The 19,275-nt window shown below is 71.4% G+C and carries 20 protein-coding genes; 3 read left to right on the top strand and 17 right to left on the bottom strand.

Translation table 11 applies throughout. The annotated features are described in order from the left end of the window. Positions 1–9: 9 nt before the first annotated feature. From ACQEVM_RS10870 to ACQEVM_RS10825, 10 genes are all read right to left on the bottom strand, one after another. Positions 10–927 carry a glutamate ABC transporter substrate-binding protein gene (locus tag ACQEVM_RS10870; RefSeq protein ID WP_433077367.1) on the bottom strand — a complete coding sequence of 306 codons (918 nt, stop codon included), beginning with the start codon at positions 925–927 and terminating at the stop codon, positions 10–12. A gap of 13 nt (positions 928–940) precedes the next feature. Next, the gene (locus ACQEVM_RS10865; RefSeq protein WP_433077365.1) at positions 941–1,684 is read right to left on the bottom strand and encodes an amino acid ABC transporter ATP-binding protein; all 744 of its coding nucleotides are present in this window, start codon (positions 1,682–1,684) and stop codon (positions 941–943) included. 107 nt (positions 1,685–1,791) lie between these two features. Then, positions 1,792–2,232, bottom strand: coding sequence for a DUF6278 family protein (locus tag ACQEVM_RS10860; protein ID WP_053676813.1), 441 nt, complete (start codon positions 2,230–2,232; stop codon positions 1,792–1,794). 51 nt (positions 2,233–2,283) lie between these two features. After that, positions 2,284–3,063 carry an exodeoxyribonuclease III gene (locus ACQEVM_RS10855; RefSeq protein ID WP_266969179.1) on the bottom strand — a complete coding sequence of 260 codons (780 nt, stop codon included), beginning with the start codon at positions 3,061–3,063 and terminating at the stop codon, positions 2,284–2,286. A 30-nt stretch (positions 3,064–3,093) separates the two neighbouring features. Continuing rightward, positions 3,094–3,726 carry an MBL fold metallo-hydrolase gene (locus tag ACQEVM_RS10850; RefSeq protein ID WP_433077362.1) on the bottom strand — a complete coding sequence of 211 codons (633 nt, stop codon included), beginning with the start codon at positions 3,724–3,726 and terminating at the stop codon, positions 3,094–3,096. 51 nt (positions 3,727–3,777) lie between these two features. After that, positions 3,778–4,368, bottom strand: a complete 591-nt coding sequence (locus ACQEVM_RS10845; RefSeq protein WP_433077360.1) for a hypothetical protein — start codon at positions 4,366–4,368, stop codon at positions 3,778–3,780. Continuing rightward, positions 4,365–5,531: an ROK family glucokinase gene (locus ACQEVM_RS10840; RefSeq protein ID WP_433077358.1), complete on the bottom strand. Its 1,167-nt coding sequence runs from the start codon at positions 5,529–5,531 to the stop codon at positions 4,365–4,367. Before ACQEVM_RS10840 ends, ACQEVM_RS10845 begins: the two co-directional genes overlap by 4 nt. Beyond that, positions 5,528–6,424, bottom strand: coding sequence for an ATP-binding cassette domain-containing protein (locus ACQEVM_RS10835; protein WP_433077356.1), 897 nt, complete (start codon positions 6,422–6,424; stop codon positions 5,528–5,530). Before ACQEVM_RS10835 ends, ACQEVM_RS10840 begins: the two co-directional genes overlap by 4 nt. Next, positions 6,424–7,461, bottom strand: a complete 1,038-nt coding sequence (locus tag ACQEVM_RS10830) for an ABC transporter permease (protein ID WP_433077354.1) — start codon at positions 7,459–7,461, stop codon at positions 6,424–6,426. Before ACQEVM_RS10830 ends, ACQEVM_RS10835 begins: the two co-directional genes overlap by 1 nt. Beyond that, on the bottom strand, positions 7,458–8,447 hold the full coding sequence (locus ACQEVM_RS10825) for a sugar ABC transporter substrate-binding protein (RefSeq protein WP_433077352.1): 990 nt from the start codon (positions 8,445–8,447) through the stop codon (positions 7,458–7,460). Before ACQEVM_RS10825 ends, ACQEVM_RS10830 begins: the two co-directional genes overlap by 4 nt. Positions 8,448–8,648: 201 nt before the next feature. Here ACQEVM_RS10825 and ACQEVM_RS10820 point away from each other — a divergent pair, with 201 nt between their 5' ends. Continuing rightward, positions 8,649–9,653 (top strand): Gfo/Idh/MocA family protein, encoded by a 1,005-nt coding sequence (locus ACQEVM_RS10820; RefSeq protein WP_433077350.1) that lies wholly within the window; start codon positions 8,649–8,651, stop codon positions 9,651–9,653. A gap of 29 nt (positions 9,654–9,682) precedes the next feature. Here ACQEVM_RS10820 and ACQEVM_RS10815 read toward each other — a convergent pair whose 3' ends face one another. The 3 genes from ACQEVM_RS10815 to ACQEVM_RS10805 all read right to left on the bottom strand — a co-directional run bounded on the left by ACQEVM_RS10815 (position 9,683) and on the right by ACQEVM_RS10805 (position 12,632). Continuing rightward, positions 9,683–10,870, bottom strand: a complete 1,188-nt coding sequence (locus ACQEVM_RS10815; protein WP_433077348.1) for a cytochrome P450 family protein — start codon at positions 10,868–10,870, stop codon at positions 9,683–9,685. 54 nt (positions 10,871–10,924) lie between these two features. After that, the gene (locus tag ACQEVM_RS10810) at positions 10,925–11,839 is read right to left on the bottom strand and encodes a DMT family transporter (RefSeq protein ID WP_433077346.1); all 915 of its coding nucleotides are present in this window, start codon (positions 11,837–11,839) and stop codon (positions 10,925–10,927) included. A gap of 178 nt (positions 11,840–12,017) precedes the next feature. Beyond that, entirely contained in the window at positions 12,018–12,632 is a 615-nt protein-coding gene (locus ACQEVM_RS10805; protein ID WP_433077344.1) for a dihydrofolate reductase family protein, read from the bottom strand. 225 nt (positions 12,633–12,857) lie between these two features. Here ACQEVM_RS10805 and ACQEVM_RS10800 point away from each other — a divergent pair, with 225 nt between their 5' ends. Then, positions 12,858–13,589 carry an SDR family oxidoreductase gene (locus ACQEVM_RS10800; RefSeq protein ID WP_433077342.1) on the top strand — a complete coding sequence of 244 codons (732 nt, stop codon included), beginning with the start codon at positions 12,858–12,860 and terminating at the stop codon, positions 13,587–13,589. A gap of 118 nt (positions 13,590–13,707) precedes the next feature. Here the strand turns inward: ACQEVM_RS10800 and alc are convergent, their stop codons facing one another. Next, positions 13,708–14,835 (bottom strand): allantoicase, encoded by a 1,128-nt coding sequence (alc, locus tag ACQEVM_RS10795; protein ID WP_433077340.1) that lies wholly within the window; start codon positions 14,833–14,835, stop codon positions 13,708–13,710. A gap of 2 nt (positions 14,836–14,837) precedes the next feature. Further along, positions 14,838–16,181, bottom strand: coding sequence for an allantoinase AllB (allB, locus tag ACQEVM_RS10790; RefSeq protein ID WP_433077338.1), 1,344 nt, complete (start codon positions 16,179–16,181; stop codon positions 14,838–14,840). 327 nt (positions 16,182–16,508) lie between these two features. On the opposite strand from allB, the gene ACQEVM_RS10785 reads away from it, so the two are divergent. Beyond that, positions 16,509–17,312 (top strand): IclR family transcriptional regulator, encoded by an 804-nt coding sequence (locus tag ACQEVM_RS10785; protein ID WP_433077336.1) that lies wholly within the window; start codon positions 16,509–16,511, stop codon positions 17,310–17,312. 134 nt (positions 17,313–17,446) lie between these two features. Here ACQEVM_RS10785 and ACQEVM_RS10780 read toward each other — a convergent pair whose 3' ends face one another. Continuing rightward, the gene (locus ACQEVM_RS10780; protein WP_433077334.1) at positions 17,447–18,130 is read right to left on the bottom strand and encodes an ABC transporter ATP-binding protein; all 684 of its coding nucleotides are present in this window, start codon (positions 18,128–18,130) and stop codon (positions 17,447–17,449) included. Then, positions 18,127–19,212 (bottom strand): ABC transporter permease, encoded by a 1,086-nt coding sequence (locus tag ACQEVM_RS10775; protein ID WP_433077332.1) that lies wholly within the window; start codon positions 19,210–19,212, stop codon positions 18,127–18,129. Before ACQEVM_RS10775 ends, ACQEVM_RS10780 begins: the two co-directional genes overlap by 4 nt. Positions 19,213–19,275 lie beyond the last annotated feature (63 nt).

The raw sequence follows: 19,275 nt of genomic DNA, 5'->3' as shown, positions 1-19,275 counted from the left end.
CCGCTCCTCTCAGCTCGCCGGGTAGCGGTCGATGGGTGGTGGGGTCGGGGCGGGCTCGCCGGACAGGCCGAGCGTGGCCTCGTACGCCTTCTTCCAGTTGCCGTTCTTCTCGTTCTCCGCCAGGGCGTCGTCGAGGGCGAAGCGCAGGGCGTTGTCGCCACGCGGGACACCGATCCCGTAGGGCTCCTCGGAGAAGGGCTCGCCGACGACCTTCAGTTCGTCGGGGACCTTGGCGGCGTAGCCGAGGAGGATCGAGTCGTCGGTGGAGACGGCGTCGACCTGGTAGGTGAGCAGGTTGTCCACACAGACGGAGTAGGTGTCGTAGGAGACCAGCACGGCCTCGGGGTGTTCCTTCTGGAGGCGCTGGTAGGGGGTGGAGCCCGCCGCGGAGCAGACCTTCTTGCCGGCGAGGTCCTCGGGGCCCTTGATGTCCTTCTCGTCCTTGCGCACGAGGAGGGACTGGCCGGCCATGAAGTAGGGGCCGGCGAAGCCGACCTGCTTCTTGCGGTTGTCGTTGATCGTGTAGGTGCCGACGTAGTAGTCGATCTGCCCGTTCTGCAGGGCGGTCTCGCGGTTGGCGGAGGCGATCGTCTTGAACTCGATCGTCTTGGGGTCGAAGCCGAGGGAGGCGGACATCATCTTGGCGATCTCGATGTCGAAGCCGGAGTAGCGGCCACTGGCGGGGTCCTTCTCCCCCATGTACGGCTGGTCCTCCTTGGCGCCGACGACGAGGTGGCCGCGCTTCTTGGCCCGCTGCCAGGTCGGGGACTCGGGCAGCGTGAAGTCGGTGGCGACCTTGTAGGTGGGCAGGTCCTCCGGCTGGGGCCCCTTGACGGGTGGGCTGCCGTCCTTGCCGCAGCCGACCGCGGAGGCGAGCAGGGCGAGGGCGAGGAGGACCCCGGGCAGGCGGGATCGACGGGAGAGCATCACGGCCGGCCCCTCAGTGCTTGAGGATCTTGGAGAGGAAGTCCCGGGCCCGGTCGCTCTCGGGCGCGGTGAAGAAAGCCTCCGGGGTGCGGTCCTCGATGATCTTCCCGTCGGCCATGAACACCACGCGGTTGGCGGCGGAGCGGGCGAAGCCCATCTCGTGGGTGACCACGACCATGGTCATGCCCTCCGCGGCCAGCTGCTGCATGACCTCCAGCACCTCGTTGATCATCTCCGGGTCGAGCGCCGACGTGGGCTCGTCGAAGAGCAGGGCCTTGGGGCTCATGGCGAGGGCGCGGGCGATGGCCACGCGCTGTTGTTGGCCGCCGGAGAGCTGGGCGGGGTACTTCTCGGCCTGGTCGGCGAGGCCCACCCGCTCCAGCAGTTCGCGGGAGCGCTTGTCCGCCTCGTCCTTCTTGCGCTTCCTGACCTTGACCTGCGCGAGCGAGACGTTGGCGAGGACGGTCTTGTGCGCGAAGAGGTTGAAGGACTGGAAGACCATGCCCACCTCGGCGCGCAGTCCCGCCAGCTCCTTGCCTTCGGCCGGCAGCGGCTTCCCGTCGAGCGTGATCGCTCCCGACTCGATGGTCTCCAGCCGGTTGATGGCCCGACACAGGGTCGATTTGCCGGAACCGGAGGGGCCGATGATCACCACCACCTCCCCGCGGCCGACGGTGAGGTTGATGCCTTGGAGCACGTGCAACTGCCCGAAGTGCTTGTTGACGTCCCGCAGCTCGATCAACGGATCGACGGCCATACGCTGCCCTGCCCACTTGTCGGTGTGTCGAGGTCAGCGCAAACTATCCAGCCGTGGAAAGGCACTTCGCCTCGACACGCCTAAATGCCGCATAAAGGCACCGGAGATCAGCCCTCCGAGGCCTCGGCGTACGCCTGGGACAACTCGGGGGATCCGGTCATCGCCCACGACACCCCGGACTCGACCACGTTCAGCTCCCGGCCCGAGGCCAGCCGGATCACCGGTTGCCCGTTCGGCCACACCTGCCAGACGGTGCCCGGGATGGTGCGGATGATCACGGTCCCGAGGTAGAAGCCGGCGTCGTTGCCCAGCCACGGCACGGCCTCGGGATCCCGTCGCCAGCGGGGCATCAGCTGGTCGAGCGCCTCCAACGAAGCCGGGCTCCCGTCGAGTTCGAGCCCTGCCGAGCGGGCCTGGGCGCGCAGCATCTCGCACTCCGAGAACAACTCGGCGACGCCCTCGGGATCATCCACGAGGGCGGCCGCGAGTCCCGCACCCCGTTCCTTCTCGTTCCGGTTCAGCCAGTTGTCCAGGAAGGGGATGTTCATGCGAACCAGCCTGGCACCCGGATCCGCCGCCGGCCACAGGGCGCGCAGGGATCAGAGGTCGAGGTCCACCACGACCGGGGCGTGGTCGGACGCGCCCTTGCCCTTGCGCTCCTCGCGGTCCACGTAGGCGTCGGTGACGGCCTTGACGAAGGGGGCGTTCCCGTAGGCCAGGTCGATGCGCATGCCCCTGTTCTTGGGGAAGGCGAGCATCCGGTAGTCCCAGAACGTGTACGGACGGTCGTACTTGAGCGCGCGCGGGAAGACGTCCGAGAGGCCGGCCTCGCGCAGCGCCTCCAGGGCGGCGCGCTCGGCGGGGGTGACGTGCGTGAGCCCCGCGAAGACCGCCGGGTCGTACACGTCCTCGTCGGTCGGCGCCACGTTGAAGTCGCCGAGCACCGCGAACGGACGGGGGCCGGCCGCGTCTTCGGCGACGGCGGCGGCCAGGGCCCGGAACCAGTCCAGCTTGTAGCCGTAGTGGTCGTGCTCGACCTCGCGGCCGTTCGGCACGTAGACCGACCAGACGCGCACCCCGCCGCAGGTGGCGGAGATGGCGCGGGGCTCCTGGACACCCTCGTAGTCGGGCCCGCCGGGCAGGCCCGTCACCACGTCGTCGAGACCCACCTTGGAGAGCAGGGCCACGCCGTTCCACCGGCCGGTGGCGTTGACCGCGGCCTCGTAACCCGCCTCGCGGAGCTCCGCGTGCGGGAACTGCTCGGCGGAGCACTTGGTCTCCTGGACGCACAGGACGTCCGTGCCGGAGGACTCCAACCAGGCCAGCAGGCGCGGCAGCCGGGCGGTGATCGAATTGACGTTGTACGTGGCGATACGCATGCCACCCAACCTACCGCCCGGCACCGACGGTCACAGGTCCGTGGCGTCCCCGGCGGTGAGCCTGCCGTGGTCGGTGCGGCCCAGGTTGTCCAGGGCCAGGTCGTAGATCGGCCGGGCCAGGTCCGCGAGGTAGGCGTCGTGGATGTCGATGGCGCGCCGGGGCTTGACCTCGCGGAGGTAGTCGATCACCTCGGAGACCTTGTTCCAGGGCGCGTGCACCGGCAGCATCAGGGTGTCCACGGGGGCGTCGGGCACGGTCAGCGCGTCGCCCGGGTGGAAGAGCGAACCATCGACCAGGAACCCGACATTCGTGACCCGGGGGATGTCCGGGTGGATCACGGCGTGCAGCTCGCCGTGGACCCGCACCTCGAAACCGCCCGCGGTGAAGGCGTCCCCGTGCCCCACCGTGTGCACCCGGCCGGGATGGGCCGGGGCCAGCTTCTCGGCGACGCTGCGCAAGGTCCACAACTCGGCGGCGGGGTTCGCTTCGAGGGCGGCGCGCAGCCGGCCCTCCTCGAAGTGGTCGGGATGCTCGTGCGTGACCAGCAGGACGTCGGCCCCCAGGCCGGCGTCGGGTTCGCTGAAGGCGCCCGGGTCGATGACGAGCACGCGCCCGTCCTTCTCCAGCTGGACGCAGGAGTGGAGCCGCTTGGTGAGCTTCATGATCCCAGGCTAGGCCCTGTCGTCGAAGTCTCGCCTGGCCCGCGGACACGGCTACGGGATGGCGGTGGAGACCACGTACACCCTGGGGGCCGCGGGGTCGCTCATGTCGACCGTGATGTCCCTGGTGGGGCGGGGTTCCTTGGCGTCCAGGGTGATGCCGAACCACGCATGGTCCGGTTTCCAGTTCCAGCCGGCGATCCGGGCGTCGTGACCGGAGATCGACACCCCCCGGGTCAACGCCTCCCGACGGGTGCCCGCGTCGGCCAGGAAGGTGTCCAACTGCGCGGGGGTGAGGGCGAACTCGGTGTAGAGCCGGCTGGTGTGCCAGTTGTTGGTCTCCAGGTAGCCGACGGCCGAGGCCTGATCGGGGATCGGCACCTCGTAGATGCTGCGCTGGACCTTGGAGGGCCAGGCCGGGCGCACGTGGACCGCACCGACCTTGGCGGCCTTGTCGCGGCCGCTCTGGCGGCTCTGCTGGGCCGACACCGCGAGGTAGCCCGCGGGGACCCCGATGAGCAGCACGATGATGATCGCGGTGATCCAGCGGCGCCGGACCACGTGGCGGCGGTCCTCGGCCGGGGGCCGCGGTCTGCCTTCCTCGTCGGGAGCGGGAGCCTGGTGGGGCAGGGTGGGCGGGTTCACTGCTGTTCCTGCTCCCGGTCCTTGGCGGCGCCGAGGTCGCGGCGGCCCAGCTGCGCGTAGCGCTCGTACCGCTCCACGCGGCGGCGGGTGGCCCGGCGGAAACGTCGGGCGACGAGTCGGGCGAGGTCGGCGGCGCCGACCATGCCGGCTTCCGGGCCGAGCTGGGCCTTCGCGATCCGGGCCTCGGGGCGGTAGCCGCGGCCGGTGAGGTGGCGCCGGAAGGCGTCCCGGGCGGGTCCGATGAGCAGGTCGTCGGCGGCGCTGACGCCGCCGCCGATGACGAAGCAGGAGGGGTCGAGGGCGGCGGCGAGGTTGGCGATGCCGACGCCCAGCCACTGGCCGATGTCCTGGAGGAGCTCGATGCACATGGCATCGCCCTCGCGGGCCAGCTCGGTGATGAGCGGGCCGGTGATCTCGTGGACGTTGCCGCCGACCTTGGCGATGATGTTGTAGGCGACCGGGGAGTCGGCCGCGGCCAGCTCGCGCGCCTCGCGGACCAGGGCGTTGCCGGAGCTGTACTGCTCCCAGCAGCCGCGGTTGCCGCAGGGGCAGCGGTGTCCGCCGGGGACGACCTGCATGTGGCCGAACTCGCCGGCCACTCCGTAGCGGCCGCGCTTGACCTGGCCGCCTTCGAGGATGGCGCCGCCGATGCCGGTGCCCAGCGTGATCATGACGAGGTGGTCCTCGCCGCGTCCGGCGCCGAAGCGCCATTCGGCCCAGGCCGCGGTGTTGGCATCGTTGTCGACCATGACCGGGACGGCGAGCCGGGACTGGAGGGCGTCGCGCAGCGGCTCGTCGCGCCAGGCGAGGTGCGGGGCGAACAGGACGCGGGAGCGGTCGGCGTCCACCCAGCCGGCCGCGCCGATGCCCACCGCGTGGACGTCGTGCCGGTCGGAGAGGTCCAGGACCAGCTCGACGATGGTGTCCTCGACGACCTTGGGGCTCTTGGACTTGTCGGGGGTCTCGGCGCGGATCTTCTCCAGGATGACCCCGTCCGCGTCCACCACCCCGGCCATGACCTTGGTGCCGCCGATGTCGATGCCGACGGTGGGGACCCGCGGGGCGGTCAGCAGCGACCGGCGCTCACGGGTCCCGACGGTCCGCAGGACGGTGCCCCGCGCCGACCCCCGATGGGCGAGCGAGAAGTCCCGGTACGTGCTCATCGAGTCGTGTCGTCCCTCGTGGTCCGCGGGGTGGGGGGAGCCGGGTCGGCTGCGTCGGACGGCGGTCCGTCCGCTCCCGATTCTGCCACTCGCTCCAGTTCGTGGCTCAGTTCGTCGAGCTCGGACCCGCCCGCCATCTGTCGGGTGAGCTCGTCGAGGGTGATCGAGTCGCGGGTGTGGCTGCCCGCCATGGTGCCCCGCTTCAGGAGCACGAAACGGTCGCCGACCAGGTAGGCGTGGTGCGGGTTGTGCGTGATCAACACCACCCCGAGGCCCGCGTCGCGGGCGGCGGCGACGTACTTCAGGACCACGCCGGACTGCTTGACGCCGAGGGCCGCCGTGGGCTCGTCGAGGACGAGGACCTTCGCGCCGAAGTACACCGCGCGGGCGATGGCCACGCACTGGCGCTCGCCGCCGGACAGGGTGCCGATGGGCTGGTCCACGTCCCGCAGGTCGATGCCCATCCGGAGCAGCTCGGCCCGGGTGGTCGCGCGCATGAGGTCCACGTCGAGGCGGCGGAAGGGGCCCCGGCCCCTGGTGGGCTCGGATCCGAGGAAGAAGTTCCGCCAGACCGGCATCAGCGGGACCACGGCGAGGTCCTGGTAGACGGTGGCGATGCCGTGGTCGAGGGCCGCGCGCGGGTTGGCCAGCACGGTCTCCTCGCCCTCGATCTCGAAGGTGCCGGCGTCGTGCCGGTGCAACCCCGCGATGATCTTGATGAGGGTGGACTTGCCGGCGCCGTTGTCGCCGAGGACACAGGTGATCTCGCCGGCGGACACCTCCAGGGAGACCCCCTGGAGGGCCTTGATGTGGCCGTAGAACTTGCTGACGTCCGTCAGCCTGACGAGGGCGGTCGCGCCGTCGGGCACGGCCTTGGTCGCGCTGTCGGTCATCACTTCGCCTCCGCCCGCTTGCGGACCCATGCGTTGAGCAGCGTGGCGAGCAGCAGCATGGCGCCGAGGAAGAACTTGAACCAGTCCGGGTTCCACTGGGCGTACACGATGCCGTTGCTGGTCATGCCGAAGATGAAGGCGCCGACCGCCGAGCCGATGGCCGAGCCGTAGCCGCCGGTCATCAGACAGCCTCCGATGACGGCCGCGATGATGTAGAGGAACTCGTTGCCGACGCCCTCGCCGGACTGCACCACGTCGAACGAGAAGAGGATGTGCTGCCCGGAGATCCAGGCGCAGAGCGCGACGCCCATGTAGAGCCCGATGCGGGTCTTCACGACGGGTACGCCGGTCGCGCGGGCCGCGTCGGCCCCGCCGCCCACCGCGAAGATCCAGTTCCCGGCGCGGGTGCGCAGCAGGATCCAGGTCGCGACGGCGACCAGGGCGAACCACCAGAGGATGGTGACCTTGAGGGTGACCGAGCCGATGTTCCACTCGGAGGCGAACAGGGCCCGCGCGGAGGAGAAGCCCTCCATGTCGGCGATGCTCTTGGTGGAGACGGAGCCGCTGATGAGCTTGGTGAAGCCGAGGTTCAGGCCGGTCAGCATCAGGAAGGTGCCGAGCGTGATGATGAAGCTCGGCAGCTTGGTGCGGGTCAGCATGAACCCGTTGAAGAAGCCGATGGCGAGGGTGACCAGCAGGGACACCAGGACGCCGACCCAGACGTTCGCGGTCATCTGGTAGCTGAACATCGAGCTGACCAGCGCCGAGGTGGTGACCATGACGCCGGCCGACAGGTCGAACTCGCCGCCGATCATCAGCAGGGCCACCGGCACCGCCATGATCCCGATGGTGGAGGCCGAGTACAGGACGGTGCTCAGGCTGGAGGCCCGCAGGAAGCTGTCCGCGGCGAAGGAGAAGAACACGAAGACGGCGACCGCGCCGACGACCGCGCCCAGCTCGGGGCGGGCCAGCAGACGGCGCACGAGCGAGGTGGGGGCCGCCCGCTCGTCGACCGTCGCACCGGCGGTCGCGCTCATCGGCTGCCCCGCTTGATGTACTTCTCCAGCTCGGCGGCCTGTGCGCCGGTGACGATCGCCGGTCCGGTGAGGACCGGGCGGCCGCCGCCGAGGACGTTCGCGTTGTAGAGGTTGAGCCAGAGCAGGTCGACGGCCTCGTACCCCTGGAGGTAGGGCTGTTGGTCGACGGCGAAGCCGAGGGCGCCCGACTTGAGGTCCCTCGCCACTGACTCATTGAGGTCGAAGGTGTCCACCTCGGCCTTGCTGCCGGCCGCGCCCTTCGCCTTGACGGCGGTCGCGGCGAAGGGCGCGCCGAGGGTGACGATCGCGTCGACGGAGGGGTCCGCTTGCAGCTTCGCCTGGAGGGACGACTGGACGGAGGGCATGTTGGTGCCCTCGACGTAGAGGTTCTCCATGACCCCGCCGGACTCGCCGAAGGTCTTCTTCGCCCCGGCGCAGCGCTGCTCGTGGCCGACGTTGCCCTGTTCGTGCAGGACGCAGACGGCCTTCTTCTTCCCGCGCTTGGCCAGCTCGGTGCCGACCGCCTCGCCGGCGATCTCCTCGTCCTGGCCGATGTGGGTCAGGGCCCCGTACTCGGCGGACTGGGCGGATCCCGAGTTGACCGTGACGACCGGGATGCCGGCCTTGACGGCCTTGGCGACGACGTCCTTGAGGGCGTCGGGCTTGGCCAGGCTCACGATGATCCCGTCGACCTTCTGGTCGATGGCGTTCTGCACGAACTGCGCCTGCTGTTGTGCCTGGTCGTCGTGGGCGTAGACGAACTTGATGTTGTCCTTTGCCGCGGCCTCCTTGGCGCCCTTCTGCACGATGTCCCAGAAGGTGTCGCCGTCACCCGCGTGGGTGACCATCGCGAAGGTCCAGCGCGGGGTGGACACGGCGGGCCGGCCGGCCTCGGCGGCCTTCGCCCGCTCCTCGGCTCGTTTGCCGCCCGTACTGCTGCACCCCGCGAGGGAGGCACCCAGTACCGCCGCGAGCACGACGCCCATGACGCGCACCCCTGTCCGAACCCTAGCCACGTCGCCGCGCCCTTCCCTTGTCCTGCACTTCTCGGATGTCGAAGCGGATCGATGTCAAAGCGGTCCATTCCGGTTCCAGCCGCCCAGTATCCGCCACAGTGGACCACGGGAGCCCATCGGGGCGGCGTCGGGCGGATTGACAGGTCCCCCATACGGGGTCACGTTGAGTGCATGCGCATCGGGCTCATCGGAACCGGCCGGATCGGCTCGTTCCACGCGGCGGCCCTGGCCCGCCACCCGGACGCCGGCTCGCTGCTGCTCGCCGACGTCGACCCCGCGCGGGCCGCGCGGCTCGCGGATCGGTTGGGGGCCACGGCCGCGCCCACCGTGGAGCAGATCTTCACCTGGGGCGTGGACGCGGTCGTCGTGTGCTGCTCCACCGACGGGCACGCCGAGCTGATCGTCCGGGCGGTGCGCGGCGGGCTGCCGGTGTTCTGCGAGAAGCCGGTGGCACCGGACCTGACCCGCACCCTGAGCGTGCTGCGCGAGGTGACGGCGCTGGGCGGGGTGCTCCAGTCGGGGTTCATGCGCCGCTTCGACGAGGGCTACGCCGCCGCGCGGGAGCTGGTCCGTTCGGGCGCGCTGGGGCGGCTGCACACCGTACGGACGACGACGGCCGATCCGTCGCCGCCGACCGCGGCCTATCTGGCGGGCTCCGGCGGGCTGTACCGGGACTGCCTGGTGCACGACTTCGACATGGTCCGCTGGGTGACCGGGCACGAGGTGAGCGAGGTGTACGCGGCCGGGTCGGACGCGGGGCCGTCCGTGTTCCGGGAGACGGGTGACGTCGACACGGCGGTGGCCGTCCTCACCCTGGACGACGGGACGCTGGTCAGCAGCACCGGCACCCGGTGCAACGGCGCCGGGTACGACGTGCGGATGGAACTCGCCGGGGAGCGGGACCAGGTCTCCACGGGGCTGGACGACCGTACGCCGATCGCCTCGACGGAGCCGCACGGCCCGCCCGCGGCGAGCAAGCCGTGGACGGGCTTCCTGGAACGGTTCGCCCCCGCGTACGAGGCGGAGCTGGCGGCCTTCGTGCGGCTGGTGCGCGGCGACGGACCCAATCCGTGCGACGGCCGCGAGGCGCTCGCCGCGCTGCGGATCGCGGAGGCGTGCGAGTTGTCCCGGCGGGAGCGGCGCCGGGTGCGCTTGGAGGAGCTGCCGGACCTGTGAGCCGCGGGACATCGCGGGCGCCCGGCCGGCTACCAGCGCACCGGGTGGCCGAGGACGCCGCGGACGAGGATGCCGGGTACCCACGCGTGCTCGATCGGCTCCTCCTCCAGGGCGGGGAAGCGCTCCAGGATCGAGCGGATCGCGATCCGACCCTCCAGGCGGCCGAGGGGGGCGCCGACGCAGTGGTGGATGCCGTGGCCGAAGGCGATGTGGCCGCCGCCGCGTCCGGGGCGGCGGATGTCGAAGGTGTCGGGATGCGCGAAGCGGGCGGGGTCCCGGTCGGCTCCGGCGAGGGAGACCAGGACGGGCGAGCCGGCCTCGATCAGGGCGCCGCCGATCTCCAGGTCCGCGCGGGCGAAGCGGAAGGTGGCCGTCTCCACCGGCCCGTCGTAGCGCAGGGCCTCTTCCACGGCGCTGTCGGTGAGCCCGTCGAGGTCGGCGCGCAGGGCCGCGAGCTGGGCGGGGTGGGCGAAGAGGGCCCGCATCGCGTTGGAGATCAGGTGCACGGTGGTCTCGTGGCCGCCGATCATCATCAGGAAGGCCATGGCGACCAGTTCCTGCCGCGAGAGCCGGTCCCCGTCCTCGCCGCGGCTGGTGGTCCAGTCGCTGAGCAGGTCGTCGCCCGGTTCGGCGAGCTTGGCGTCGGTCAGTTCGGCCAGGTACGCCGTCATCGCGCGCAGGGCGGTGTTCTCGGCCTCCACCCCGGTCGGCGAGACGATCTCGGTGACCCACTCGTGGAAGGGGCCCCGGGCGTCCTCCGGTATCCCGAGGAGTTCGCAGATCACCGTCATGGGCAGCGGCCGGGCGAAGGCGTCGATCAGGTCGGCGCGACGTTCGGGCAGGGCGGCCATGTCGTCGAGGAGCCCGTCGACGATCTGCTGGATGCGGGGCCGCAGGGTCTCGATCCGGCCGGGGGCGAAGGACCGCGAGACCAGCCGGCGCAGCCGGGTGTGGTGGGGCGGGTCGGCGCGCATCATGTTGGCGCTGGCGTCCGTTTTCTCGCGGTCGGTGTAGAGCCCGGACGTCAGCCAGTTCTTGGACACGTCGGGGTGGGTCAGGGCTTGGCGCGCCTCGTCGTGACCGACGACGAGCCAGACTTCCTGCCCGTCCACCGCCTTGACGCGGTGGACGGGGGCGATCTCCCGCAGCCGCGCGTAGTGGGGGTACGGGTTTTCGTTGAAGTCTTCGGCGATCGTACTGAGGTCCAGAACCGGCATGTCGTCAGCCTAGACGTGTAGTTGACATCGAAGGAGCGGCTTTCGGCCATTCGTTCAGGCTGCGGCGCGCCGACCCCAGGCCGTGCCGCCGAGCACCAGCGCGACCCCGACGAGGCCCACGGCGCCGAGCCGCTCGCCGGCCATCACGATGCCGGCGGCGGCCGCCCACAGGGGTTCGGTGCCCAGCAACAGGCTGACGCGGGAGGGCGAGGTGCGGCGCACGGCCCACATCTGCACGAAGAAGGCGAAGAGGGTGCAGAAGACGGCCAGGAAGACGAGCCCCGCCCACTGGCGGGAATCGAATGCGGCGGCGGCCTCCCAGGGGCTCGCCCCGCTGCCGGGAAGCAGGGCCAGGACGGCGAACACGGCTACGGCGCAGCCGAGTTGGACCGTGGTGAGGGAGAGCGGGTCGGCGTCCTGGACGGCCTTGATCCGGGCCATCAGCAGGACGTGCAGGGTCCGGGCGAGGGCGGCGCCGAGGATGAGCAGGTCGCCGAGGCCGGGGACGGTGAAGCCCGCTCCCTGGGTGAGCAGCACCACGCCCGCGACGGACACGGCGGCGGCGCCGAGGAATCCGGGCGAGGGCCGCACGCGCCGGACGGCGGCCTCGGCGAGCGGGGTGAAGATCATGGTCAGACTGATGATCAGCCCGGCGTTCGTGGCGGAGGTGTGGACGACCCCGTGGGTCTCCAGGAGGAAGATCCCGCCGAGCACCAGGCCCAGCAGCCCGGCGCCGCGCAGTTGGGCGGCGTTCAGTGCGCGCAGCCGCCGCAGACCGACGCCGACGAGGACGGGCAGGACGAGCGCGAAGCGCAGCACGAGCACCGCGATCACGGTGTGGGTGGTGGTGATCCCCTTCGCGGCGAGGTAGCTGCACCCCCAGACGACGGCGACGAGCAGGACCGGCAGATCGGCGAGCCAGGCTCTGCCGGGGGCGGCGACGGGGGCGGGGGCGGCGAGGGTGGACACCGGTTCTCCAACGGCAGCAGGCGGGTGGAGACTTCGGTGGCTCGCACGGGGCGTGACCACGCTACCCGAGCGCGATCACGCCGGTCGAGCGGTTTGCCGGGCACCGGCCGTGGGATTCGCCCCGCCGGTCGCACCCGGCGGGAACCCGGCCCGCCATCCCACCGGCCCGCCCCGACCGTCAGGCGAAGGAGCCGAAGCGGGCCCGACCCACCGGGCGGTAGGTGTGGATGGACGTGCCCTTCGAGGTGGTGCGGGAGTCGAGCACCTCGCAGGCGGTCGGCAGGCCGCCGGTGGGGAACAGTCGGCGCCCGGCGCCCAGGAACACCGGGAAGACCAGCAGGTTCAGCTCGTCGACCAGATCGCGCGCCAGCAGCCACTGGGCGAGGGCGCCGCTGCCGTGCACCTGGAGTTCCCCCTCCAGCTTGTCCTTGACCCGCGTGATCTCGGCTTGGAGGTGCTCGCCGTCGAGCACCGTGGTCCCGGCCCAGGCGGGCTCCTTGAGGGTGGTCGAGGGCACGTACTTGGGCAGTCCGTTCAGTCGGCTCGCGATCGGGTCGGTCGGATCGGTGTACCGCGGCCAGTGTCCCGCGAAGACCTCGTACGTCCGGCGCCCGAGCAGGAACGCCCCGGCGCGGTCGAAGACCTGCGTGACGAACTCGCCCATGCCCTCGTCGGCGAACGGCACGATCCAGCCGCCGTACCGGAAGCCGTCACTGGTGTCCTCCTCCGGTCCTCCGGGGGCCTGCATCACGCCGTCGAGGCTGAGGAAGGTGGTGAGGGTCAGCTTGCCCATGGGTCCGCGCTCCTTGTCGGTGGTCCGTCCGGCCTTGTCGGCGGTTCGTCCGGCTGTACGGGTTCAGACTTCCCGGCCGCCCGGAACTCATCGGTGCGGCGCGCGTGAACGCGAGGTCCGATTCCCGCCGGCCCGGTTCCCCCCGCGACCGTTTCATTGAACCCGCAACCACTTGTGAGCGAGACGGCCGGACGGGCACGGCCGGACACCAACGGGAGGACACACATGAACGGCACAGTGGCACTGGTCACGGGCGGCAGCCGGGGCATCGGGGCCGCCACGGCCCTGCGCCTGGCGCGGGACGGCGCCGACGTGGCGATCACGTACGTCGACGACGCGACCTCGGCGGCGAAGGTCGTCGGCGAGATAGAGGCCCTCGGTCGACGCGGCCTGGCCGTACGGGCCGACTCGGGCGACGCCGCGGACGCCGCCGGGGCGGTGGAGCAGACCGTACGGGGCCTCGGACGGCTCGACGTACTCGTCAACAACGCCGGCGTCGGCGTGCTCGGCCCGCTCGACGGGCTCGCCCTCGCGGACGTGGACCGCGTCCTCGCGGTGAACGTCCGCGGGGTCTTCCTGGCCTCCCAGGCGGCGGCGGGCCACATGGGCCCCGGCGGGCGCATCATCACGATCGGCAGCTGCATGACCCGGCGGGTCCCGGGCCCGGGCGGCGCCCTGTACGCGATGAGCAAGGCCGCGCTGACCGGTCTGACCAAGGCGCTCGCCAGGGAACTCGGCGAGCGCGGGATCACCGCGAACCTGGTCCACCCGGGCCCGGTGGACACCGACATGAACCCGGCCGACGGCCCCTACGCGGCCCCGCAGGCGTCGATGACGGCCCTCGGCCGCTTCGGCACCACGGCGGAGGTGGCCGCCATGGTGTCCTTCCTCGCGGGGACGGACGCCGCGTACGTCACGGGCGCCGAGTTCTCGGTGGACGGCGGCCACGCGGCGTAGAGGCTCCACTGACCGCACCGGTGAACGCCGGCGGGGCGCACCCGAAAGTGGTGCGCCCCGCCGGGCGGTCGACCGGGCCCCGGGGGTGTCGGCCCCCGGGGTGGTCACGGGTTCGGCGTCAGCCGCCCAGCTCCTGGTGGCGGGCGGCGTGCGCGGCCGCGCCGGCCTCCGTCAGCGAGCCGTACAGGCGCAGACGGGAGAAGCCGCCGTCCGGGAAGATGTCGATCCGGACGTGGGTGCCGACCGCCGGGGCGTCGAGCACGAAGCGGTGGTTGGTGTCGGGCTGCAGGCGGGTGCGCGGCAGGAACTCCGCCCACTCGCCCTCCTCGCCCGACTTGATCGAGAGCGAGGCCCAGCCGGCCGAGTTGCCCTTGAGGTAGGCGGTGTCGATCTCGACGGCGCGGATCTCGGAGTCGGCGACGAGCTGGTAGCGGATCCAGTCGTTGCCGTTGTCACGGCGACGGGCGGTCTCCCAGCCGTCGTCCATCTTGCGGGAGCGGCCCGGGTTGATGGTGTTGGTCGGCGGGGAGTAGAAGCGGTTGGACGCGTCCTCCACCGAGCCGCCGTTCTCCAGGGCGACCACGTCGAAGGTGCCCAGCGCGGCGAGCCACTTCGGGTCGGTGACGACCTCGCCGTGGACGCGCAGGCGGGCGATGCCGCCGTCGGGGTGCTGGTTGACGCGCAGGTGCGTGAAGCGCTGCTCGACGTTCACCTCGAAGCCGTTGGCGGCGTGGCCGCCGACCGGCGTGCGCTCGACGAGGGTCGTCCACTTGACGTCGTCGGAGAGCAGTTCCTCGGCCGTCGGTGAGCCCGCGACGGAGGCGCCCTGCACCGACACGGCCTGCGGCATGTTGCCGCGGAAGTGGGCGGTGTCGACGATGATGCCGCGGATGACGCCGGGGGCGCCCAGGCGTACGAGCGCCCAGTCGTGGTCCTCGGCCGTGGGCCAGGGCTGCGTCGCGCAGACGCCGCGGCGGCGGCGGGTCTCCCAGCCGTCCATGACCTTGCCCTTGTGCCCGAAGTCCTCGGGGTCGAAGTGGGCGGCCTCGGAGATCAGCAGGTTCTCGCGCTGGGCGAAGAACTCGTCGTTGGCTTCGATGACACCGGCGCCCAGCTCACGGGCCGCGAGGTTCGCGTACCGCGTGAAGGGGAAGTCCGCGGTGCGGTAGTCCGCGTACGGGTCGCCGCCTCCGTACGGGTTCGCGTTGCCGGTGAAGGAAGCCGGTCCAGTTGAACGCTGTGCCACTGTCAGTTCTGCCTTTCGAGGAGTCGGCCCGTGGGCTCGTTCGGGGTGCCGTGGTCGGCGATCCGCGTGCCGCGCAGCCAGGTGGACTTCACGACGCCGTGCAGGGTCTTGCCCGCGTACGCCGTGACCCGGTTGCGGTGGTGCAGTTCCGCGGGATCCACGGTGAAGGTCTCTTCGGGTGCCAGGACGGCGAAGTCCGCGTCGCGGCCGACCTCGATCGCGCCCTTGTCGGCCAGTCCGGCGAGGGCGGCGGGGGCGGCGGACATCCAGCGGACGACGTCCTCCAGGGTGTGTCCGCGCCGGCGCGCCTCGGTCCAGATCGCCGGGAGTCCCAGCTGGAGTGAGGAGATGCCGCCCCACGCGGTGGCGAAGTCGTTCGTCTTCAAATCCGCGGTGGAGGGCGAGTGGTCGGAGACGACGCAGTCGATGGTGCCGGCGGCGAGCGCGTCCCACAGGAGGTCCTGGTTGGCGGCCTCGCGGATGGGCGGGCAGCACTTGAACTCGCTGGCGCCGTCGGGGACTTCCTCCGCCGTCAGGGTGAGGTAGTGCGGGCAGGACTCCACGGTGACGCGCACGCCCTCGGCCTTGGCGGCGGCGATGAGCGGCAGCGCGTCGGAGGAGGACAGGTGCAGGACGTGCACGCGGGCGTTCAGCCGCTTCGCCTGGGCGATCAGGTTGCCGATGGCGGTGTTCTCCGCGTCGCGCGGACGGGAGGCGAGGAAGTCGGCGTACTTCGGGCCGGGGGTCTGCGGCGCGGAGTCCAGGTGGTGGGGGTCCTCGGCGTGCACGATCATCAGGCCGCCGAAGCCGGTGATCTCCGCGAGGGACGTGGCCAGTTGCTCCTGGTCGAGCTCGGGGAACTCGTCCACGCCGGAGGGCGACAGGAAGCACTTGAAGCCGTAGACGCCGGCGTCGTGCAGGGGGCGCAGGTCCTTGACGTTGTCGGGCAGCGCGCCGCCCCAGAAGCCGATGTCCACGTGCGCCTTGGCGCGGGCGACCTCCTGCTTGACGCGGAGGTTGTCGACCGTGGTGGTCGGCGGCAGGGAGTTCAGCGGCATGTCGAGGAGGGTGGTGATGCCTCCGGCCGCGGCGGCGCGGGTGGCGGTCCAGAAGCCCTCCCACTCGGTGCGGCCCGGGTCGTTCACGTGGACGTGGGTGTCGACCAGGCCGGGGAGCAGGACGTCGTCGCCGAAGTCCTCCAGCCGGGCTCCGGCCGGTACCTCGGCCTCGTACTCCGACACGGCCGTGATCTTCCCGCCGGCGACGGCCACCGAGGCGGCGCGCGTCCCCTCGGGGGTGATGACGCGCGTCGAGCGCAGTACCAGTTCCACAGCCGCGTCGGCCACCGGAACCTCCCCATCTACTTCCACAGAGCGAAATTCAACGTTCTGTTGACGGAGTCTTCACCCCGATCCGGGGCCAGTCAAGAGCGCCCGGACGGACCACCCAGCCACGGACGGCACAATTGGATGTTTCCACAGGATGGAATTAAGATTTCACTATCCAGAATGTAGCTACCGCCATCGGGAGCCGCGCGGTTGACTTCCGAGTACGTCCACCACCAGGACAAACCCCCTCTGACCGGCGGGGACGGCAGTGCCCCGACTCTAGGGCCGACGCCGACCGACCGGTAGGCTGATTCCTTGCCTGCCAGCACCGAAAGGACCGCGCCCGTGCCGACGTCCAGCGCCAGCACCACCGACGCTTCCGCCAAGCCCACCGCCGCCGGGGGTGGCGTCCAGTCCCTTGAGCGCGCCTTCGATCTGCTCGAACGCATGGCCGATGCCGGGGGCGAGGTCGGCCTCAGCGAGCTCTCCGCCGCGAGCGGTCTTCCGCTGCCCACCATCCATCGCCTCATGCGCACCCTCGTGGCGTGCGGTTACGTCCGGCAGCAGCCCAACCGACGGTACGCCCTCGGCCCCCGGCTGATCCGTCTCGGCGAATCCGCCTCGCGCCTCCTGGGCACGTGGGCCCGTCCCTACCTCGCACGGCTCGTCGAGGAGACCGGCGAGACCGCGAACATGGCGCTGCTCGACGGCGACGAGATCGTCTACGTCGCCCAGGTGCCGTCCAAGCACTCCATGCGCATGTTCACGGAGGTGGGCCGCCGGGTGCTGCCGCACTCCACGGGCGTGGGCAAGGCGCTGCTCGCGTACACCCCCGCGGACGAGGTGCGCGCGCTGCTGGCGCGCACCGGGATGCCGGCCGCGACCGAGAAGACCATCACCACGCCCGACGGCTTCCTGGAAGCCCTGGAGCAGGTCCGCAAGGTGGGCTACGCGGTCGACGACAACGAGCAGGAGATAGGAGTCCGCTGCCTGGCCGTGTCGGTGCCGAACTCGCCGACCGCCGCCGCGATCTCCATCTCGGGCCCCGCGGGCCGGGTGACCGAGGCGCTGACGGACTCGATCGTGCCGATCCTCCAGGGGATCGCCGCCGAGCTGTCGGTGGCCCTGCAGAGCCAGAATCCCGCGTAGGGCGTAGGGTCCCGTACGCGAAGGCCCCGGACCGCCCTTCTCGAAGGGGGCGGGCCGGGGCCTTCGCGTGTCGGGGCGGTCCCTCGTACCCGGCGGGGCCGGGACCCTCGCGTCCCGGGCGGGGCTTTCGCGTGTCAGCGGGCCGGGGCCGTCTCCGTGAGCCGGCCGTCCGTCATCGTCATCGTGCGGTCCACGCGCTCCAGGTGGGCGTGGTCGTGGGTGACCAGCACCGTGGCGGTGGACCGTTCGCGGGTGAGGGTGACCAGGAGGTCCAGCACGGCCGCCCCCCGCTCGTGGTCCAGGGCGCTGGTGGGCTCGTCCACCAGCAACACGGCGGGCTCGTTCATCAGGGCGCGGGCGATGTTGACGCGCTGGCGCTGCCCGCCCGAGAGCTGGTGGGGGCGCTTGTCGGCCTTGTCGGCCATTCCCACGGCGTCCAGCAGGTCCAGGGCCCGGCGGCGCAGCCGCTTGGCCGGCCGGCCCGACAGGTGGGCCATCACCTGGAGCTGCTCGGCGGCGGTGAGCGAGGCCAGCAGGTTGGGCTGCTGGAAGACGATGCCGATCTCCTCGCGGCGCAGCGCGGACTTCTCCGCGGCGCCGAGCCGGGCCGTGTCCCGGCCCGCGACGACCACGCTGCCCGCGTCGGGGGTGACCAGGGTGGCGGCGACCGCGAGCAGGCTGGACTTGCCGGAGCCCGAGGGACCGATCACGGCGGTCAGGGTGCCGGCCGGCGCCTCCAGGCTGACCGTGTCGAGGGCGGTGAGCCGGCTGTCGCCGTCCGGGTAGGTGAGGGTCACGTCGTGGACGAGCAGGGTCATCGGGCGCTCCCGAGTGCGGTCAGCGGGTCTACGGCGGTGATCCGCCGGATGGACAGGGCGGCCCCGAGCGCGCCGAGCGCGATCATCACGGCTGCGGGGACCAGCACGGTGGCCGCGTCGAGCACGAAGGGCACGTCGCCGCCGCTGATCAGCGCGCCGAGGACGGCGGCGAGGGCCGTACCGAGTCCCGTCCCGACGGTGAGCATCACCACGGCCTGACCGAGGGCGTCCCGCAGCAGGTACGCGGTGGAGGCACCCAGTGCCTTCAGCACGGCGACGTCCCCGCTGCGCTGGATCGTCCACACCGTGAAGAAGGCGCCTATGACGAGGGCGGAGATCGCGAAGAGGAAGCCGCGCATCAGCTGGAGCGAGCCGTTCTCCGAGGTGTAGGAGCCGATCGCGGACAGCGCGTCGTCGACGGTCGCGGTCCGGGTGTCGGCGCTCGCGTCGCCGGCGGCGAGGTCCGCCCCGGACGCGTCGAGGGCGATGACGGTGGCGACGGTGTCGATGGAGGTGCCGGGGTTGCCGACGCGCTGCCAGTCGTTCAGGTCCATCCAGACGACCGGGGTGTGGCTGAAGGCGGCGGTGCCGGAGACGACCGCGACGGACAGTTCGAGCGCGCCGATCCTGAGCTTCCCGCCGGCCGAGAGCCCGCCGAGTTCCTCGGCGGCCTTCACGGTCAGGACCACCTGCCCCTGGGTGAGTCCGGATCCGCGGGGGGCGAGGCGGCCCGCCGGATCGACGCCGAAGACCGAGACGGCCGCGGTGCGCTCACCCGAGACGGCGTTGGTGGTGCGGATGCCGATCGGCTCCGCCGATGTGACGCCGGGTCGCTCGCGCCAGGCCAGCCAGGCCTTCTCGGGTATCCGGGAACTGGTGAAGGACAGCTCCTGGTCCCCGGCGGGCGCCGCGAACGACAGGTGTGAGGCGGGCAGTCCCGTGATCGCCGAGATGTTCTCCCGGGCCAGTCCCGAGGTGAGTCCGGACAACAGGCCGACCAGCAGGGTGATGAGCACGACGACCGAGCCCATGAGGGCGAAGCGGCCCTTGGCGAACCGTAGATCTCTCCATGCGACGAACATGTCCCCCACCCTGGTGTTCCCCGTGGACACACGGCATCGCGCCACGGTAGGGATCCTCGCGTC

The sequence above is a fragment of the Streptomyces sp. CA-243310 genome (assembly GCF_050936775.1).
GTDB lineage: Bacteria > Actinomycetota > Actinomycetes > Streptomycetales > Streptomycetaceae > Streptomyces.
This window is presented reverse-complemented; position numbering and strand designations above follow the sequence as displayed.

What these genes read in the sequence shown, in the direction of transcription:
- ACQEVM_RS10870 (WP_433077367.1), bottom strand. Translation starts at nt 927, where the DNA reads ATGCTCTCCCGTCGATCCCGCCTGCCCGGGGTCCTCCTCGCCCTCGCC.
- ACQEVM_RS10865 (WP_433077365.1), bottom strand. Translation starts at nt 1,684, where the DNA reads ATGGCCGTCGATCCGTTGATCGAGCTGCGGGACGTCAACAAGCACTTC.
- ACQEVM_RS10860 (WP_053676813.1), bottom strand. Translation starts at nt 2,232, where the DNA reads ATGAACATCCCCTTCCTGGACAACTGGCTGAACCGGAACGAGAAGGAA.
- ACQEVM_RS10855 (WP_266969179.1), bottom strand. Translation starts at nt 3,063, where the DNA reads ATGCGTATCGCCACGTACAACGTCAATTCGATCACCGCCCGGCTGCCG.
- ACQEVM_RS10850 (WP_433077362.1), bottom strand. Translation starts at nt 3,726, where the DNA reads ATGAAGCTCACCAAGCGGCTCCACTCCTGCGTCCAGCTGGAGAAGGAC.
- ACQEVM_RS10840 (WP_433077358.1), bottom strand. Translation starts at nt 5,531, where the DNA reads ATGAGCACGTACCGGGACTTCTCGCTCGCCCATCGGGGGTCGGCGCGG.
- ACQEVM_RS10835 (WP_433077356.1), bottom strand. Translation starts at nt 6,424, where the DNA reads ATGACCGACAGCGCGACCAAGGCCGTGCCCGACGGCGCGACCGCCCTC.
- ACQEVM_RS10830 (WP_433077354.1), bottom strand. Translation starts at nt 7,461, where the DNA reads ATGAGCGCGACCGCCGGTGCGACGGTCGACGAGCGGGCGGCCCCCACC.
- ACQEVM_RS10825 (WP_433077352.1), bottom strand. Translation starts at nt 8,447, where the DNA reads ATGGGCGTCGTGCTCGCGGCGGTACTGGGTGCCTCCCTCGCGGGGTGC.
- ACQEVM_RS10820 (WP_433077350.1), top strand. Translation starts at nt 8,649, where the DNA reads ATGCGCATCGGGCTCATCGGAACCGGCCGGATCGGCTCGTTCCACGCG.
- ACQEVM_RS10815 (WP_433077348.1), bottom strand. Translation starts at nt 10,870, where the DNA reads ATGCCGGTTCTGGACCTCAGTACGATCGCCGAAGACTTCAACGAAAAC.
- ACQEVM_RS10805 (WP_433077344.1), bottom strand. Translation starts at nt 12,632, where the DNA reads ATGGGCAAGCTGACCCTCACCACCTTCCTCAGCCTCGACGGCGTGATG.
- ACQEVM_RS10800 (WP_433077342.1), top strand. Translation starts at nt 12,858, where the DNA reads ATGAACGGCACAGTGGCACTGGTCACGGGCGGCAGCCGGGGCATCGGG.
- ACQEVM_RS10780 (WP_433077334.1), bottom strand. Translation starts at nt 18,130, where the DNA reads ATGACCCTGCTCGTCCACGACGTGACCCTCACCTACCCGGACGGCGAC.
- ACQEVM_RS10775 (WP_433077332.1), bottom strand. Translation starts at nt 19,212, where the DNA reads ATGTTCGTCGCATGGAGAGATCTACGGTTCGCCAAGGGCCGCTTCGCC.